This window comes from Arthrobacter sp. 2762 (assembly GCF_040548745.1).
Classification (GTDB): domain Bacteria; phylum Actinomycetota; class Actinomycetes; order Actinomycetales; family Micrococcaceae; genus Arthrobacter.
On sequence record NZ_JBEPSI010000005.1, the window covers coordinates 87,866 to 104,446 of the forward strand.

Sequence of the window (16,581 nt, forward strand, 5' to 3'; positions counted from 1 at the left end):
CGTTATCGCAGGAAGTCCATGGATGCTTCTTCGTTCTGGCGTGGCTGAATGCACAGCGTCCTAGTTGCGCAGCCACTCCAGCTCGACGTGAACGGGACACTCGCCGATGTTGAGCTGTAGGCCCGTCAGCGGCTTGCCATCAATGCGGATCGACGCGGGACGGGGGAGCCGCACCCGCGTCCCAACCGACGGTGCCAGCCAGTCGGCTCCAGGAAGTCGGCGCACTGTGAAGGAGGCACCTCGCGTGTCCCAGTCGAGATGATCGACGGCGAGCCCTCCGCGTGCGCGAAGTCCCGTCACGGACCCACGCGGCCATGCTGTTGGTACCGCCGGCAGCACCGACAGCGAGTCGGTGGTGGACCCGAGCAACATCGAGGCAACGAGTGCTGGAAGACCCCCGCTTGCGTCCAGGTTGAAAATCCTGCCCGCATCGTGCGTTGTTGTCAGCGTCGGGCTCCAGTGATCAATCGCGAGCCAGTTAACGCAGGTCTCGGCCGCCGCTGCATTTCCGAGCGCTGCAGCGGCCATGCCCACCTGGACCAGGCCGAATGCCATCTCCATGCGTCCAGGGGGCGCGGTGGGCGCCTCAGCCCGCCACGCTATCTTGTTCCTCACGGTTTCAGAGGCGGCTGCGCGCAATCGCGTCGCCTCCTCGCCGTCGCCCTCAAAGGCGGGATCGATCTCGTACCACAGCGGGTAAAGCTGGGACGCGTGGCGGTGTGCGATGTTCTCGTTCCACTGTGGGTCGAGCCATTCGGCGAGTGTGCCATCGACTGCGACGCGATAGGCCGGCAGATGGTGCAGGACACGTGACCATCGTTCATCCAGGGAGTCGTCGCTGCGGGCGCGGCCAAGCAGCGCGGTTGCCCGGGCAGCATCGCGGAGAACCGCGACGTCGATCGTCGCGTCGGTCGCGAGGGGGACTCGCGCCGTTCCCGGTGTGTTCTCGGGCGAATAAGAAGGGATAATCCTGCGGACGCCGTCGACTTCAGGAAATGCGGTTTCAGCAAAACGGAGGACCCCCTCGGCCAGTTCCCACACTCTGTCATCCACGATTGATCGATCGCCGGTAGTGGCCACCGCATCGGCTACGATTCGCAGAACCCAGCCGCCGCAGCCGGTCCAGAACAGGTGGGGGTATTGCTCGGCGAAATGGTCTGCGCGGCCGTGTGTCGACATCCGCGAGGGCAACAACATTCCCTCGGCACCGAAGACCAGTCGTGCGTTATCGCGGTAGTCATCGAGGTGCGGCAGTACGAGGTTGAGGAGCGACAGGGCAAGCTCCGGGGTGCCCGTTGGAGTCATACCGGCCATGGCGCCGTTCTGTACGTTCCCGTTCAAGGTGTAGTCGGCTGACCAAGCAGGGCGCCAGGTTCCCTGCCAGACACCCTGGAGTGTCGGTGGCAGCTCGCCCGTGGAGGCGATGATGTTCGCCCGTCCGCTCAAATACGCTGCCTCGACCACCCGGCGTCGCGCACTTTGGTCACCGGCACGGGCATTTGCCCAAAGTTCCTCGGTTCGTGTCTCGGACGAGCCGCTACGCAGATCGAGGATTGACGCGCCGGTCAGCGGGTAACGCGCTTCCCGCTGCTCGTTGCGGACTTCGTCCCACGACGTCGGCCTGCCGCCAGCCGCTTCAGCGTTTCGGGCGTTGCACGGCAGCTTGATGTCGACGCGGATCAGCCGCGGGACCGCGGGACCCGTCGGTGCGGCTGAGCGTGTGAGATCTCCATCGACCTGCCACGTCGTCCCCGTCACTGCAGTCACGGCAGCGCGGATGGCAGTCGGCCCGTCGCCTGCATCAGCCACGAGTAAGCCGCGGACCCCACCTTCCAAAGTCGCGTTGACCGCGGCGGAAGCGTCGGGAACCCCGGTGTCAAAGGACGTTGGCGCGCCGGCACCCAGACTTAGCTCGAGAATGCTGGTGCTTTCGCAGTCCGCCTCGAGCGCAAGCAGGACAGACTCGCTGCCGTACGGGGCGATGAGCCGGAGCGCGTGCCGTCCAAGTTCGAGATCGGTCCACTCAATGGCGACCTCGCCAAGAAGCGGATGGATGGTCCGCTGCGACTCAGAGACGCCGCCGGGGGTACGTATGGTCAGCGTCGCGCAGAGACCGAGGGGGTCGGTCCAGATCAGGCCATCGCCGTACCCGCCTGCGCGGACGCCGTCGCTGAGCGCGGTGCGTGCGACGTCCGCATTACCCGAGAGGAGGGCGTCCCGCAGCCGCCCCCGCACAGGAGCGAGGTCGGGTGCGTCAGGTCGGGGATTCACAGGGAGGAAGTAGTTCTCGTGCGCGAAGGAAATGGTGATGGCGTCGGCCGGACCGTACGCGACGGCACCGACCCGACCACTGCCGACGATAAGCCCTTCCTCCCAAGTGTGGGCGTCCGTCGCCGTCACAAAGACGGGACGCTGTTTTTCGAGGGCGGCGGGGGGAAGGCCAGTCATTATGCCGACTCTCTCCGGACGAGGGAAGTGGTTAGAATTGGCCGCCGGTCGACGTCGCCCCCACGCAGGACCGCGAGTATGGTCTCTGCGGCCACGCGGCCCATATCCTCCAACGGCTGTCGAACCGTCGTAAGTGTTGGATCCATGGTGGTCGCGATGGAGACGTCGTCGAAGCCGATCACTGCGACGTCGGACGGGACCTGCCGACCCGCTGCCTGGAGGACTCGAATCGCCCCGCTCGCCATCAGGTCGGAGGACGCGAAAACGCCGTCGAGGTCTGGGTATCGCTTGAGAAGCCGTGCCATCGCGGCTGAGCCGCTCACAAGGGTGAACTCGCCATGCACGATCGGGCTGTTGTCGATGCCGAGCTCCGCCAGCTCGTCGCGCCAACCCCTGATACGCTCGCGGGCTGGTTCCATATCGTTCGGGCCCGCAATGATGCCCAGCCGTCGCCGTCCAGCGTCCGCGAGCGCCCGGGCGGCGAGCCTTCCGCCCCCGTAGTTGTCAGAGTCGATGACGATCGCGTCGGGAGCAAGTGGGACGCGGGGTTGGCCAACCCACGCGATCGGAACGGGGGAGTCGATGAGCGGCTGCGCCAGATGCGTGATCTCGTGCTGAAGGATGACGATCGCACCGTCTATCGCCCCTGAGCGCAGAAACCGTGGGATACGGTCGCCGTCGTCGTGGTCGGCCGGGACCAGGATGGGTTGAACCTCGCCGGCGTAGAGGCCCTTCGCAGCGCCCTTGAGTACCGAGGTGAAGAAGGTTCCTGTCAGGCTGTCCAGCTCGTTGAAGGCGACGATGAGCGCGATCGCCCCCGCGCGCCCGCCGCGCAGCATGCGTGCTGCGCTGTTGGCCTCATAGCCCAACTCCTTGGCCGCGTGCTCAACAGCCGCAGCCATCGTGGCGTCGACGTTCGTTTCACCCGCGAGTACCCGCGCGGCCGTGGCTCGGGACACGCCTGCGATTTTGGCAACATCCACCAGGGTGGGTCTTGGCATTGTGCATCCTTCTGAAGGTTATCGACGATGGGCCTTGGTTCATTGAAGCGCATCCCACTGGCGAAACTTGGTTATCCATCAGTATAGAGATCGATACCTCGGGATTTAGCTGTTCTCCCTGATTGCTATTGCGTGGCGCTAAACCGCCAGCTACCGTTGGGCCAGAGATCGTTCTCTGACGCCAGACCGAACGCTCTGAGATCACTTCCAAGGCCCCAACGAAGAGGAATTGTCGTGAAAAGAAGCTCGACGGCGATAGCCGCCACTGCAGCAGCACTTGCCCTCGCTCTCACCGGATGCTCCTCCGGTGGCGGCGGAAAATCAGCCGACCCGAATGCGGAGGTCTCCTTCTGGTCCTTCACCGGAATCAACGCGAAGGACAGCGTCAACGAGTACGCCAAGAAGGTGCCCGGCGCGAAGGTCAAGCTGACTGAGGTCGGCAGCACCACCGAGACCGCAACTGCTCTCACCGCCGCGCTGGCCGGAGGCAAGGTCCCGGACCTCGTCATGATCCAGAATGACGACTTGCCCAAGTTCGTAGAGAACAGCTCCAACTTCCTGGACCTGCGCAGCCTGGGCGGCGACAACATCGCGCACGGATACCTCGGCTGGGCCGCCGGTGCTGCGACCGCGCCGGACGGCTCTGTCATCGGCATTCCGACGGATGTCGGAGGACTGGGATTCGCCTACCGTGCGGATCTCTTCGAGCAGGCCGGTCTGCCGACAAAGCCCGAAGAGGTCGCTGCCATGTGGAAGGACTGGCCCTCGTTCATCGAAATGGGACGGAAGTACACGGCCGCCACCGGCAAGCCCTTCGTGGACAACATTGAGACCAGCGTCTTCTTCTCGACCGTTAACCAGGTCAGCGAGAAGTACTATTCGGACGAGGGCAAGCTCGTCTACGACACGAACCCGCAGGTGAAAGACGCATTCGACGTCGCCGTTAAAACCCATGACGCCGGCATCAGCGCAGGTATTGCGGCATGGTCCTCGGGCTGGGCTCCAGGCCGCGCGAACGGTGCCTTTGCCGTCACCATCGCTCCCTCATGGATACTCAAGGGCATCAAGACGGACGCACCCGACACCGCAGGCAAGTGGCGCATCGCCAGCGTGCCCGGCGTCGGCGGTAACTGGGGTGGCAGCGTTATTGCCATCCCGGCCCGGGCGGAGCACCCCGAGGCCGCCTGGCAGTACATCAAGACGATGATGTCGGCTGAGGGTCAAACGGACCACTTCACACAGTCGGGCACCTTCCCGGCGGCGACCTTCGCGGTGGAAAGCCAGTCAGTCCTTGAGTACACCGACCCGTTCTTCGGAGACTCAAAGATCGGCAAGGTTATGGCCACCTCCGTTCAGCAGTTCCCGTCGTTCTACAACGGCCCCGACACGACCCCCATCAACGGTGCGCTCCTGAACACCCTTGTCCAGCTGGAAGCCGGCGGCGTCACCTCCGATAAAGCCTGGGCGACCGCCCTCCAGACGGCCAAACAGGCCATCGGCGGCTGATCGTCCTACCCACCCGAGTGGCCCGGCGTGAACAGGGCCGGGCCACTCTTCGACGGAGGTACACCTATGTCATCGGCGACAGCCACTCTCTCCCGCAAACAGCGCAAAGGCCCGCTTCAGAAAGCCACGCGGATCCGTAACCCGCTCTCCGAGAGGATTGCTCCCTACGCGTACGTTGCGCCCTTCTTCCTGATATTCATTGTCTTCGGACTTTTCCCCCTCGTCTTCACCTTCTACGTCTCGCTCTTTGACTGGAATCCCATTGGAAAGCAGACCTTCGTTGGCCTGAGGAACTTCGAGCAGCTCTTCGCGGACGGCAGGTTCTGGAATGCGCTCCTGAACACGTTCGGGATCTTCCTGATCTCGACGATCCCACAGCTGCTTCTGGCGCTTTTTCTCGCGCACCTGCTCAACCATGCGCGTCTGCGCTGGGCGAACTTCTTTCGAATGGCACTGCTGGTTCCTTACATCACGTCCGTCGCAGCGACCGCGATCGTCTTCGCTCAGATCTTCGACAAGAACTTTGGCCTCATCAACTGGGTCTTGGGGCTGTTCGGGCTCCCGTCGGTGAACTTCCTTGCGACAAATTACGGCTCCTGGATACTGATCTCGGCGATGGTCATGTGGCGTTGGTTTGGATACAACACACTGCTCTACCTGGCTGGATTGCAGTCGATGCCCCGGGAGATGTTCGAGGCCGCCTCCGTGGACGGCGCTTCGAGCTGGCAGCAATTCCGGCATCTGACGATCCCGTCTCTGCGCCCCATCATCGTGTTCAGTGTCATCATGTCAACCATTGGCGGGCTGCAGATCTTCACGGAGCCGCTTCTCGTATCGCCCGAATCCGGCCTCACCTGCGGGGCGGGGCGACAGTGCCAGACTCTGTCCCTCTTTCTCTACGAGCAGGGCTTCGGCCTCTTCAAGTTTGGTTATGGTTCCGCAATCGGCGTCGTGCTGTTTGTGATCGTCGTTCTCGTATCGCTCCTTAACTTCTTCCTGTCCACACGTACGAGAAAGGCCAGCTGATGTCCGATGTAATCGATGAGGTTATCCCGCAGCAGCTGCCCGCACCTGGAGTGAAGCCGGTCCGTCAGCCCAGGCGACGCGGCAAGCGCGGAGTTAGTCGGCGCGTGTACGTGTTCCTCGCGCTCGCCGTCATCGTGTCGGTGTTCCCGCTGTACTACATGTTCGTCATCGCATCTGCGGGAGCCACGGCTGTGACCTCAATCCCGCCGCGAATGTATCCGGGCACGCAGTTCTTCGACGTCGCCGCGAAGGTGTTCGATACCGTCCCGTTCTTCGCTTCGCTGATCAACAGCGTATTCGTCTCGCTCACGATCGCGGTGGTTTCCGCGATTATGTGCGCGATGGCGGGCTTCGCGTTCGCCAAGCTTCAGTTCCCCGGCCGGAATGTGTTGTTCCTCATCGTCCTGCTGACGATGACTGTTCCTGCGCAGCTCAGCGTGATTCCGCAGTATCTGATCATTTCCGGACTTGACTGGGTGGACACGCTGCAAGCAATCATCGTGCCTGGGCTGGCCAGTGCGTTCGGTATCTTCTGGATGCGTCAACATATGGCCACTACCGTGAGCGACGAGCTTATCCAGTCTGCCCGCATTGACGGTGCTAATTCGTGGCAGATGTTCTGGGCGATCGCATTTCCGGTGGTGCGTCCGGCCGCGTTCGTACTCGGACTAATTACCTTCACCAGCGTGTGGAACGACTTCATGTGGCCGTTCATTGTCCTGAAATCCCCGGAGCTGTTCACCGTGCAGATCGCACTGAAACAACTCCAGGCCAACCGCACGATTGATGTTGCCTTGGCCATGGGCGGCTCGTTCCTGGCTACGTTGCCCCTGCTGATCGTGTTCTTTTTTGTCGGCCGGCGCATGGTGTCCGGGATCATGGATGGGGCGTTCAAGGGCTGATGCTGCACCACACCTCCAACACAACTGCATTGCCCCAGAGCGCTCTCACGGATACCCCAGGTCAGCAGGACGGGCGGGATCGCTCTCAACCTGCCTGGGAACGCGCCTGCCAGGACGGCCGCCGATGCGGTTGCCTTCGGGGTGATCCGAGTTCTTAAGGACGCCGGCTAATCGTCCGGGAATCAACCCGCTGAATCACACCTGGAGTTTTGGAGAATCTTGACCATGGCATCTTCGCCCCGGCTCGTCGTCAATCTGGACATCGCGGGTCCCACTATCAGCCGTCACGTCTACGGCCATTTCGCTGAACATTTGGGCCGTTGCATCTACGGTGGTTTTTGGGTGGGGGAGAACAGTGAAATTCCCAACACCCGTGGCATCCGGAATGACGTGGTGGAAGCCTTGCGCGAGTTACGCATCCCGAATCTTCGCTGGCCCGGCGGTTGCTTCGCCGATGAATACCACTGGCGTCACGGCGTCGGCCCTCGTGAACAGCGCCCCGTGATGGTCAATTCCCATTGGGGCGATGTCGTAGAAGACAATTCGTTCGGGACCCATGAGTTCATGGATCTCTGCGAGTTGCTCGGCGCGGACGCCTACGTCAACGGCAATGTGGGTTCCGGCACGGTCCAGGAAATGAGCGAATGGATCGAATACCTCACCCGCGCCGACGATTCACCTATGGCCGCACTGAGGCGACAGAACGGACGGGACCAGCCCTGGAAAGTCCCCTTTTTCGGTATCGGCAACGAACCTTGGGGCTGCGGTGGCAACTTCCGGGCTGAGGCCTACGCAGACCTGGCCCGGCAGTACAGCACCTATGTCCGTTCCCACAACGGCAACGATGTCTACCGGATAGCAGCCGGCGCCCACGACGATGACGTGGAATGGACCAAAGCCCTGATGGAAGCGCTTCATGACAAGGGCGTCCCGGGCCGCAAGAGCTCCCCATACCAAGGCATTTCGCTCCACTACTACACGATGTCCGGCCACTGGGACAGCAAAGGCTCCGCCACGGAATTCAGTGAGGAACAGTACTGGAAGACGGTCAAGGCCGCCTGTCACATTGAAACGCTGCTGACCGCGCACTCCACCATGATGGATGTCTACGATCCGCACAAGGCGGTGGGCTTGGTCCTGGACGAGTGGGGCACCTGGTGGGATGTAGAGCCCGGCACCAACCCCGGCTTCCTGTATCAACAGAACACCATCCGCGACGCCCTTGTGGCAGCAATCCACTTTGACTCCTTTCACCGGCATGCAGACCGCCTGGTCATGGCGAACATCGCCCAAACCGTCAATGTCCTGCAAGCCATGCTGCTCACGGATCCAGAGAGCGGAGCGCTCGTAAAGACGCCCACGTTCCACGTCTTCGCCATGAACGCAGGGCATCAGGACGCCACCGTGCTGCACACGCACCTTGACTCTGACGGCTCGCACAAGCTGGAGGGGGAGCAGGTCCCCACGTTCACTGCCTCCGCCAGCACCAAGGAAGGCCAAGTGCTCATCTCCATGGCCAACCTGGAACTCGAGGACGAAAGCGAGGTGGTGCTGGACCTGCGCGGTGGTGTTCTGGAGCATGTGGAAGCACTGGTGCTTTCCGGCGACAAAGTTTCAGCGTTCAACGCGCCCGCACACCCCGACGCCGTCACGCCGCATACCCTCGAGGTTGAAGAATGCGAGGGCCAGCTGGTACTCCGGCTTCCAGCCCACTCTTTCGCGACCGTTCGGGGAACACTCTCTGGCCAGGCCCCTGTGGTCCCTGCTGCAGCGGCGGTGACCTCCAGCCCCGCCAAGGGCAGCAAGCCCTGCTTGAACTGCTGAGCCTTGGCAATGCAGCTGCCCCGCCACGGCTCGATTGGGCTGCTGCCGTTCAATTTTTATTTCCACGGAAGGAGATGACCATGATTTTTGACTACCGGCCTCTCAGCCAGATCCGGCTCCGCGAGAGCCGCTTCGCCGAAGCCCAGCGTGTGAACCGTGAAGCGCTACTGCGTCTGGATACGGATCGTCTTCTGGCGCCATTCCGGCTCGAAGCGGGCCTTCCCGCTATGGCGGAGCTCTACGGTGGCTGGGAATCGTCGGGTCTCAACGGCCACACGGCAGGGCACGTTCTGTCAGCTCTTGCCCATGCTGTGGCCGGGGACGGTGACCCAGGCCTGGGGAAGATGCTTGGCAGCTTGCTGTCCGGGCTCCGGGAAGTGCAGCAGGCCTCCGGGACAGGGTACTTGGGTGGCGTCCCTCAGGGGCGGCAGCTGTGGGACGAGCTCGCTCAGGGAGACATCAGAGCCTCTCCCTTTGAGCTCAATGGGCGCTGGGTTCCCCTGTATAACCTGCACAAGACGCTGGCGGGCTTGGTGGATGTCGCATGGCATGTTCCCTCCGCGGAAGTGGACCAGATCCTGGATGACCTGGCCAATTGGTGGCTGGAAAGCACGGACCGACTGGACCAGGAAGCGCTCGAGCTCATGATGCAGACCGAGTTCGGCGGACTTACCGAAGCGTTCGCCCGCCTGGCACTTCTCCGGCAGGATGGGCGCTACCTTCAGCTGGCCATGAGGTTCATTCGTGAAGAGTTGATAACCCGGGTGCTGGCTCTGCCGGGTGAAAGGACGCAGGACTCACTTGCGGGCCTTCACGCCAACACGCAGATCCCCGTTGTGGTGGGCTATGTCGCAATTGCCAGGGCTGCCCGCGAACTGGGGTTGGAAGATGCAGCGACAGCGCGCATAGGGCAAGCCGCCCGGGAATTTTTCGACGACGTTGTTGGCTGGCGCAGCAGCGCCATCGGCGGCAACAGTGTTCGGGAGCATTTCCACCGCAGGGACGACTTCTCCCCGATGTTCCTCGGCCGGGAGGGCCCGGAGAGCTGCAACAGCTACAACATGGTCAAACTGGCAGCCGAGCTCTATCTCCTGGATAGCGAGAACCGCTACCTGGACTACATAGAGGTCACTCAATGTAGCCATGTGCTATCCACGCAGCACCCTGGGCACGGTGGCTTGGTCTACTTCACTTCCCACCGTCCCGGCCACTACCGGGTGTACTCGCCGGAACAGGACGGCTTTTGGTGCTGCATGGGCTCTGGATACGAGGCTCATGCAAAGCATGGATCGCATGTGTACGTCGCCGATGGCGACGAACTCCGTATTACCTGGCTTTTGGCGACGGAACTCAACTGGATGGAGCAAGGCGTCCAAGTCACTATTGACTCGGCCTTACCCTCGGGGAACACCGCCACCGTCCGGGTGAGCGTGGAGGACCCCAAGGAATTCACCCTCGCTATCCGCGTACCGCAATGGGCGCGAGGTGCCAAGGCCGCGCTGGGCGACGGCCGGACGATCGACGAGGACGGTGGTTGGTGGCGATTGCGCCGCGTATGGGAGGGGACGGAGGAGATCCTGCTGAGTCTGGACCGTGAACTCCAGGTGGTCCGGGCGGCGGATGATTCCCCGTGGGCCTGGATCAGATACGGACCCACGGTCCTGGCCGAAGAGATTCCCGACAATGGACTGCACTACCGGGCAACGGGGACCAGGACGGCCCACATCGCTTCAGGGCCGCTCCGCGCGCTGGCGGAGACCCCCGTACTGCTTGCCAGTGGGCTGGAAACCCATTACGAAGGGGGCGACGAGCTCTCGGTTCTCGCTTCGGATGGGCAGAGGCTGAGGTTAAGGCCTCTGCACAGAATCCACGACGCCCGGTACAGGCTCTCTTGGCCTATGGCCCAGGACGAAATGCAGGTCAGCGAAATCCAACGGACGTTGGCGGAGCAGGACAGGGCGTCTACCGCCTTGGAAGCACGGGTAGTGGACGGGATCACCTTCGGGGAGCAGCAGCCTGAACTCGATCATGAAGTTAACGCCCAGCATGCCGAGCGTGGAATGACACCCGACGGGAAACACTGGCTGCGCCCCAAAGAGCCGCTCACACTCGTGCTGCGAGACTGGACGATGATCGGCACGAGCCTACGCATTGAAAGCGTGCCGGGAGCGGACCAGGAGTCGTTCCTTCTCTCTTGGGCAGGCAACGGGACGGCAATGACAGTCACGCAAGGGCCGGACGGTGCCCATGAGATTCAGTTCACCAGCAACGGCAGGTCAGAGGCCTGCCTGGTCATTGCGCCTCGGCCGGGCCACACGATGCCAAGGCTAAGACGCCTGCTGCTCTTGACCGATGCCGCTGATTCGCTTGCCTGAAACGTTGGGGTCCTCACTGCAGACCTTGCAGGGAGGATCCCAATGGCTGTTCTAACTGCCTCGATGCCTGTTGCAAGCCAGCCCAGGGCGACTGCCTTGACGCGAACGCCGTCGAACCTAAGACCGCAGCGCGCTGGAAAAGGTGGTGTTGCATCGCCCGGAATTCATCCTGACCAGGTGGTTGTGTACCGGTTGTCCAGAGTTGGCTAAGCACGTCATCCACCCCGGGATAGTCCCTGGGTGGATGACGTGGAAGCAGTCTGATGTTCTGTTATTTAAGCCAGGACGTCACCGTTTGCTGGTTCGCGTCCACCCACTTTTTGGCGGCGGCTTCGGGCGTCATGCCGCCCTGGATATCCGTGGCGACTGAATTCTGGTCATCGTTGGTCCATTTGAAGCCCTTGGCCAGTTTGGCTGCCGGTGAGCCGCTGTCCGCAAACTTCTTGGAAATGATCTTGTTGAGGGTATACGTCGGGTAATCGCAGGCCACCTTTTCGGCGTCAGCATCGCAGCCCTCGGTCCAGGCCGGCAGGGAAACCTTCTTTAGTGGAACCTGGGACAGGAACCACTGTGGCTCATAGAAGTAGCCCAGCAGCGGGGTCTTGTTTTGCTCCGCCGTCCGGAACGACTGGATAAGGGCAGCCTCCGAGCCGGAGAACACCACTTTGTAATCCAGGTTCAGATTCTTCACCAGGGCTTCGTCGTTCGTGACGAAAGCGGGGTCGCCGTCCAGGACCTGGCCCTTTCCGCCGGACTCGGAGGTGATGAACATCGAGGCGTACTTGTTCAGGTTCTTGCCGTCCGTGATGTCCGGGTACTTCTCTGCCATCCATGGTGGTACGTACCAGCCGATGTGTCCTTCGTTGCCGGTGGGGCCGGCGTCTACTGCCACCTTCTGATCCGCAATGTACTGCTTGGTGAGGTCAGCATGACCCCAGTTTTCCATGATGACGTCCACTTCGCCGGAGGCGAAACCCTGCCACGAAATTTGTTCGTTCAGGTCCTTCTGCACCACAGTGCAACCAAGCTGGTTTTTCGCGACGTAGCTGTACACGGCGGCATTGGCCGTATAGCCGACCCAGGCGTTCATCGCGACACTGACAGCTCCGCAGGGCGCATCCCCGGCACCTGCGGGGGCGGCGGCCACCTGGTTCACGGAAGCACCCCCGCAGCCTGTCAGCAGCAAGGCAGCGGCGGCGACTCCTGCCATCAGGGGGATAGTTCGCTTCAACAGCGGTGGGACTTTTTTCATTTGTTGGGTCTCCTTGTTGGGGGTGGGAGTATGGCGGGCTGGATTGTTCGTTGGAGGGACTAGGTTGAGGGGATCTTGGCCGAGGCAAATTTCCGTATCGGGGCTGCCGCTGCAGCCTGGGTCATCCTGTCGAGCAGGATGCCGAGGAACACAATGGCAAGGCCAGCGGCCAGGCCCTTGCCGAACAGCGAACTTTGGACAAAGCCGGCGACGACGTCGTACCCGAGTCCGCCTGCACCGACCAGGGCACCCACGACCACCATGGCAAGGACGTAGATCAGCCCTTGGTTGGCGGCGAGTGCCAGGGATTTCCTGGCCATCGGCAACTGGACCTTGGTAATGACCTGCCATGGCGTTGACCCGCTGGAAACGGCAGCTTCAAGGACAGTGGGGGAGATCGCTGCGATTCCGTCGGCGGTGATCTTGATGGCGACAGGAGCTGCATAGATGATGCCTGCGATGATCGCCGTGAAACGGGTAGCGCCGAATAGTCCCAGGAACGGAACAAGGTAGACGAACGCGGGCATCGTCTGGCCGGCGTCGAGTATCGGCCGCAGGACTTGGTCTACCCTCTGGGAACGGCCCATCGCGACGCCGAAGACCACACCAAGGACCATGACCAGCACGGTGGCCACCAGCGTTCCTGCGAGGGTGACCATGGAATCGCTCCAGAGGCCGAGGTAGATGATGACACCGAGGCAGGCGGTGGTAAGGGCGGCGAGCTTCCAGCCGCCCAATGCGTAGGCCGCCAGGGCAATGACGCCCACGAGGATGTAGAACGGCGTGTCCGTGAGCAGGGACTGGAACGGGTTAAGGATTCCCGTGGTGACCGATTCGCGCAGGGACACTGTGAACAGGGACAGGTTGCTCTGCATCCACTGGCTTGCCGAGGTTACGGCCTGGACGATCGCCGGGCCGATGTTGAAGTCTTTCGGGAAAGCCGCGGCCCACAATGAGCTCCTGGACAGCTGGACCATGACCAGGGCCAGGCCCAGCGTGACACCCAGGAGTATGTATCGGTTCCTGCGGGAGATCCGGCCCTTTCGGGCAGCGCCTGGTTCTGCGCGGCGGCTGGCTGCAGTGGTTACCCGGTCCAGCACGATGGCGAGCAGGACGATGGAGAGGCCGGCATTTACTGCAGTGCCGACGTCGAGCGATTGCAATGCCCGGACAACAACCTGGCCAAGCCCCGGAGCGGCGATAAGTGCCGCAATAGTGACCATGGACAGGGCGGCCATCGTGCTTTGGTTGATTCCCATGACGACCGTCCGCCTGGCCATGGGAAGCTGCAGGGTAAACAGCCGCTGCAGGCCCGTTGTACCCAGCGAGTCCGAGGCTTCCCGGGTGTTCTCGGGGATGCTCCGGATACCGTGAGCGGTGAGGCGGATGACCGGAGGCGCTGCGTAGATGACGGTAGCAATGACGGCCGAGGCCGGGCCGATGAGGAAGATGAGCGCCAAGGGGGCCAGGTAAACGAACGTTGGCAAAGTCTGCATGAAGTCCAGTACCGGCGTGATCACTGTGGCGACTCGGGTGGAGACGCCGGCGAGGATACCGAGCGGGATCCCAACCAGGAGTGTCAGCAGCACGGCGGTGAGGACCAGGGCGAACGTGTAGGTGGCCTCAACGAACAGACCCTGGAAGCCGAAGAAGGTAAAGACGGCTACCGTCAGGAGGGCCACGCGGGCGTTCCCGACAGCGAATGCAATCCAGCCAAGCAGTCCTACGGTTCCAAACCAGCCAATTTCGGGCAGCCGCAGACCGGTGGAACTAGCGGCAAAGAGCGTGATGAAGAGGTTGGCGACGTTGTCCACCACTGCCCGCAGGGGTGTGAAGATGTAGAGGAAGATCGGGTTGTCCGCCCGGTTGGCCGCGACCCAGGCGTTGAACTGGTTCAGCGAGCGGTGCAGATCCGTCAGCTCGGAGGCAGGCAAAGTCAGAGTCGACGTCCCGTGCAGGATCAGAAACCCCAGGACCCAAATGACGCCCGCGCCCACCAGCAAAATGGTGCGGCGACTGGGCAGGCGGCGCGGTTCCTTAACAGGAGAGGATGTTGGCTGGACCTTTTCCTGATCCCGGACAAGCGTAGACATCAGGCCGCTGCTTCCACTGGCTGCAGGACAGAGAGGATGCTGTCACGGTCGATCTGCCCGATGATCCTGCCTGCTTCATCCGCCACCAGGACAGGGCAGGAGGAATGCATCACCGCTGTTATGGCGTCCCGGATGATCATTCCGGAACTGAGGACCGGAGCGTCCAGGGGTGTTCCATCCGTCACGGGACGCATAATCCACTTCAAGGTCAGGACGTCCGCGCGGGGAACTTCGGACACAAAATCCTGAATGTACTTATCTGCCGGGGATCCCACCAACTCATCCCCGGTGCCGCACTGGACCATCTCGCCATTGCGCATGATCAGGATGCGGTCCCCGAGCTTGAGTGCCTCGGAAAGGTCATGGGTGACGAACACCATGGTCTTACCCATTTCCTTGTGGAGCCGGATGACCTCGGCCTGCATGTCACGCCTGATGAGGGGATCCAATGCAGAGAAGGGCTCGTCAAAAAGGATGGTGTCCGGATCGCCCGCCAAAGCCCGGCCAAGGCCAACGCGCTGCTGCATCCCGCCGGACAGTTGGTCCGGATAGTGCTGTTCGTACCCCTTCAGGCCGACCAGTTCAATGATTTCCCGAGCCCGGCCGTAGCGTTCGTTCTTAGCCGCCCCGCGGATCTGCAGCCCGTAGGAGACGTTGTCCAAAACCGTCCGGTGTGGCAGCAGTCCGAAGTGTTGGAACACCATGGACATTTTCCGCCGGCGCAGTTCCCGCAACTCCCCAACACCTGCCTGCAGGACATCCTTGCCGTCCACCATGACCTGCCCTGAAGTGGGTTCGATAAGCCGGGTGAGGCAGCGGACAAGGGTCGATTTGCCGGATCCCGAAAGGCCCATAACTACGAAGACCTCACCCTTTGCGACGTCGAAACTTAGGTTGCGGACGGCCGCTACGCAGCCTGAGGCTGCCAACAGTTCAGCGGAGCTAAGGGACGAAAGCTGAGGATCGCCAGGGATCTTTTCGCCAGCGGCGCCAAAAACCTTCCAGAGGTTCCGTACTGAGATGTCGGGGCTGTTCATTGCTGTACTCCTGCTTATGGCGGCTCGAACCAATGGCCGGGCTTTGAGTGGACGTCATGCTGCTTGCTTTTTCGCCGAAGTCACCCACTGAGCTTGGGGAAAGCCGGGGTTACGTCGGTGGAGGCAGCGCTCTCAACGTCATGCTCCAGACGCCCGCGGGCAAATCCTTGCGCGATGTCGCTAGGGCACTGCAAATCTTCTTCGCTGCAACGGGCTCGATCTGCATGTGGCTGGTTGTGTATGCATCAACATCACCCGTAATACGCAACAGTGATGTATCTCACTCAACCTGTCAAGGTTTGGAAATAAATAAAAACGATGGCCAACAGCTTCCATGAGCCTGGCCGACAGAAGGCCCCGGGGTGCCCGGTGCGGGGGAGAGTGCTGGGTGTTTGAACTGCGGCTGCCAGCGACCAAGGTTCCACCCGAACGTCCAGCCACCATGAGCGACGCTTGCGCGGTCCAAATGATTGGCCGGCTGGGTGCTTGGACAAGGGGAAAAGTCACCTTGAGGGAAGCTGCTTTGTGACGATACCTTCGAGCCGTATTACGGCAACGACGTAGCGACCAGTGGCCCTTCGACGACGGCAGCGAGGCCCCCGGGAACGGCGCGTCCGTGGCCTTCACGATAGCGGCCGCGACTGGGCTCCTTCGTCAGGCGTCGTCGGCCAGGTCCTGGACGTCGAAGGTCTCGCGCGCCTGTTCGATGTGGGGCATTTGCGCTGCGGCCCATTCCAGGAGCACGTCGATGGGGTGGCGAAGTGTCTTGCCTAATGGTGTGATGCGGTACTCGATCGCCACGGGGCGCGAGCTGAGCAGCTCGCGTTCGATGATGCCGTTGCGTTCGAGGCGACGCAGCGTCGCCGTCAGGGACTTTTGCGATACGGATGGGATCGCGCGCCGCAGTTCGCTGAACCGGCATGGCCGCTCGCAGAGTTCGTTGAGCACGCTCAATGACCACTTGTCCAGAACTTGATCGAGCAATTCCCGGTGCGGGGTGCTGATCTCCAGAGGGTCAGCATGGCTGGTGGTATCCGGCATGAAACCTGGTCTCGTTGAAGTGTCCTGCATGTACCAGGTATCAAAGATATACCAAGTCTATTTCTTTTGTAAGGAG

Annotated in this window: 11 protein-coding genes; 5 read left to right on the top strand and 6 right to left on the bottom strand. The window is 61.9% G+C overall.

Features of this window, described 5'->3' with window-relative positions; translation table 11 throughout:
* Positions 1-60 precede the first annotated feature (60 nt).
* Together ABIE18_RS10885 and ABIE18_RS10890 are read right to left on the bottom strand one after the other, a co-directional pair.
* A complete protein-coding gene (locus tag ABIE18_RS10885; RefSeq protein WP_499722746.1) occupies positions 61-2,448 on the bottom strand; it encodes a glycosyl hydrolase family 95 catalytic domain-containing protein in 2,388 nt (795 codons plus the stop codon).
* Positions 2,448-3,449, bottom strand: coding sequence for a LacI family DNA-binding transcriptional regulator (locus ABIE18_RS10890; protein ID WP_499722748.1), 1,002 nt, complete (start codon positions 3,447-3,449; stop codon positions 2,448-2,450). The genes ABIE18_RS10885 and ABIE18_RS10890 overlap by 1 nt, the downstream gene beginning before the upstream one ends.
* 234 nt (positions 3,450-3,683) lie before the next feature.
* Here ABIE18_RS10890 and ABIE18_RS10895 point away from each other — a divergent pair, with 234 nt between their 5' ends.
* The 5 genes from ABIE18_RS10895 to ABIE18_RS10915 all read left to right on the top strand — a co-directional run bounded on the left by ABIE18_RS10895 (position 3,684) and on the right by ABIE18_RS10915 (position 11,082).
* A complete protein-coding gene (locus ABIE18_RS10895) occupies positions 3,684-4,955 on the top strand; it encodes an ABC transporter substrate-binding protein (protein ID WP_499722749.1) in 1,272 nt (423 codons plus the stop codon).
* A gap of 66 nt (positions 4,956-5,021) precedes the next feature.
* Entirely contained in the window at positions 5,022-5,981 is a 960-nt protein-coding gene (locus ABIE18_RS10900; RefSeq protein WP_499722750.1) for a carbohydrate ABC transporter permease, read from the top strand.
* Positions 5,981-6,883 carry a carbohydrate ABC transporter permease gene (locus tag ABIE18_RS10905; protein WP_499722752.1) on the top strand — a complete coding sequence of 301 codons (903 nt, stop codon included), beginning with the start codon at positions 5,981-5,983 and terminating at the stop codon, positions 6,881-6,883. Before ABIE18_RS10900 ends, ABIE18_RS10905 begins: the two co-directional genes overlap by 1 nt.
* A 225-nt stretch (positions 6,884-7,108) precedes the next feature.
* Positions 7,109-8,707: an alpha-N-arabinofuranosidase gene (locus ABIE18_RS10910; protein WP_499722753.1), complete on the top strand. Its 1,599-nt coding sequence runs from the start codon at positions 7,109-7,111 to the stop codon at positions 8,705-8,707.
* 80 nt (positions 8,708-8,787) lie between these two features.
* On the top strand, positions 8,788-11,082 hold the full coding sequence (locus ABIE18_RS10915; protein ID WP_499722754.1) for a beta-L-arabinofuranosidase domain-containing protein: 2,295 nt from the start codon (positions 8,788-8,790) through the stop codon (positions 11,080-11,082).
* Positions 11,083-11,353: 271 nt separating this feature from the next.
* Here the strand turns inward: ABIE18_RS10915 and ABIE18_RS10920 are convergent, their stop codons facing one another.
* The 4 genes from ABIE18_RS10920 to ABIE18_RS10935 all read right to left on the bottom strand — a co-directional run bounded on the left by ABIE18_RS10920 (position 11,354) and on the right by ABIE18_RS10935 (position 16,535).
* Entirely contained in the window at positions 11,354-12,334 is a 981-nt protein-coding gene (locus tag ABIE18_RS10920; protein WP_499722756.1) for an ABC transporter substrate-binding protein, read from the bottom strand.
* A gap of 59 nt (positions 12,335-12,393) precedes the next feature.
* Positions 12,394-14,427: an ABC transporter permease gene (locus ABIE18_RS10925; protein WP_499722758.1), complete on the bottom strand. Its 2,034-nt coding sequence runs from the start codon at positions 14,425-14,427 to the stop codon at positions 12,394-12,396.
* On the bottom strand, positions 14,427-15,464 hold the full coding sequence (locus ABIE18_RS10930; protein ID WP_499722760.1) for a quaternary amine ABC transporter ATP-binding protein: 1,038 nt from the start codon (positions 15,462-15,464) through the stop codon (positions 14,427-14,429). The genes ABIE18_RS10925 and ABIE18_RS10930 overlap by 1 nt, the downstream gene beginning before the upstream one ends.
* 654 nt (positions 15,465-16,118) lie before the next feature.
* The gene (locus tag ABIE18_RS10935; protein ID WP_499722762.1) at positions 16,119-16,535 is read right to left on the bottom strand and encodes a winged helix-turn-helix transcriptional regulator; all 417 of its coding nucleotides are present in this window, start codon (positions 16,533-16,535) and stop codon (positions 16,119-16,121) included.
* Positions 16,536-16,581: the final 46 nt, after the last annotated feature.

Excerpts from the sequence above, each read along its gene's own strand:
- ABIE18_RS10885 (WP_499722746.1), bottom strand. The coding sequence starts at position 2,448 with ATGACTGGCCTTCCCCCCGCCGCCCTCGAAAAACAGCGTCCCGTCTTT.
- ABIE18_RS10890 (WP_499722748.1), bottom strand. The coding sequence starts at position 3,449 with ATGCCAAGACCCACCCTGGTGGATGTTGCCAAAATCGCAGGCGTGTCC.
- ABIE18_RS10900 (WP_499722750.1), top strand. The coding sequence starts at position 5,022 with ATGTCATCGGCGACAGCCACTCTCTCCCGCAAACAGCGCAAAGGCCCG.
- ABIE18_RS10905 (WP_499722752.1), top strand. The coding sequence starts at position 5,981 with ATGTCCGATGTAATCGATGAGGTTATCCCGCAGCAGCTGCCCGCACCT.
- ABIE18_RS10910 (WP_499722753.1), top strand. The coding sequence starts at position 7,109 with ATGGCATCTTCGCCCCGGCTCGTCGTCAATCTGGACATCGCGGGTCCC.
- ABIE18_RS10915 (WP_499722754.1), top strand. The coding sequence starts at position 8,788 with ATGATTTTTGACTACCGGCCTCTCAGCCAGATCCGGCTCCGCGAGAGC.
- ABIE18_RS10920 (WP_499722756.1), bottom strand. The coding sequence starts at position 12,334 with ATGAAAAAAGTCCCACCGCTGTTGAAGCGAACTATCCCCCTGATGGCA.
- ABIE18_RS10925 (WP_499722758.1), bottom strand. The coding sequence starts at position 14,427 with ATGTCTACGCTTGTCCGGGATCAGGAAAAGGTCCAGCCAACATCCTCT.
- ABIE18_RS10930 (WP_499722760.1), bottom strand. The coding sequence starts at position 15,464 with ATGAACAGCCCCGACATCTCAGTACGGAACCTCTGGAAGGTTTTTGGC.
- ABIE18_RS10935 (WP_499722762.1), bottom strand. The coding sequence starts at position 16,535 with ATGCAGGACACTTCAACGAGACCAGGTTTCATGCCGGATACCACCAGC.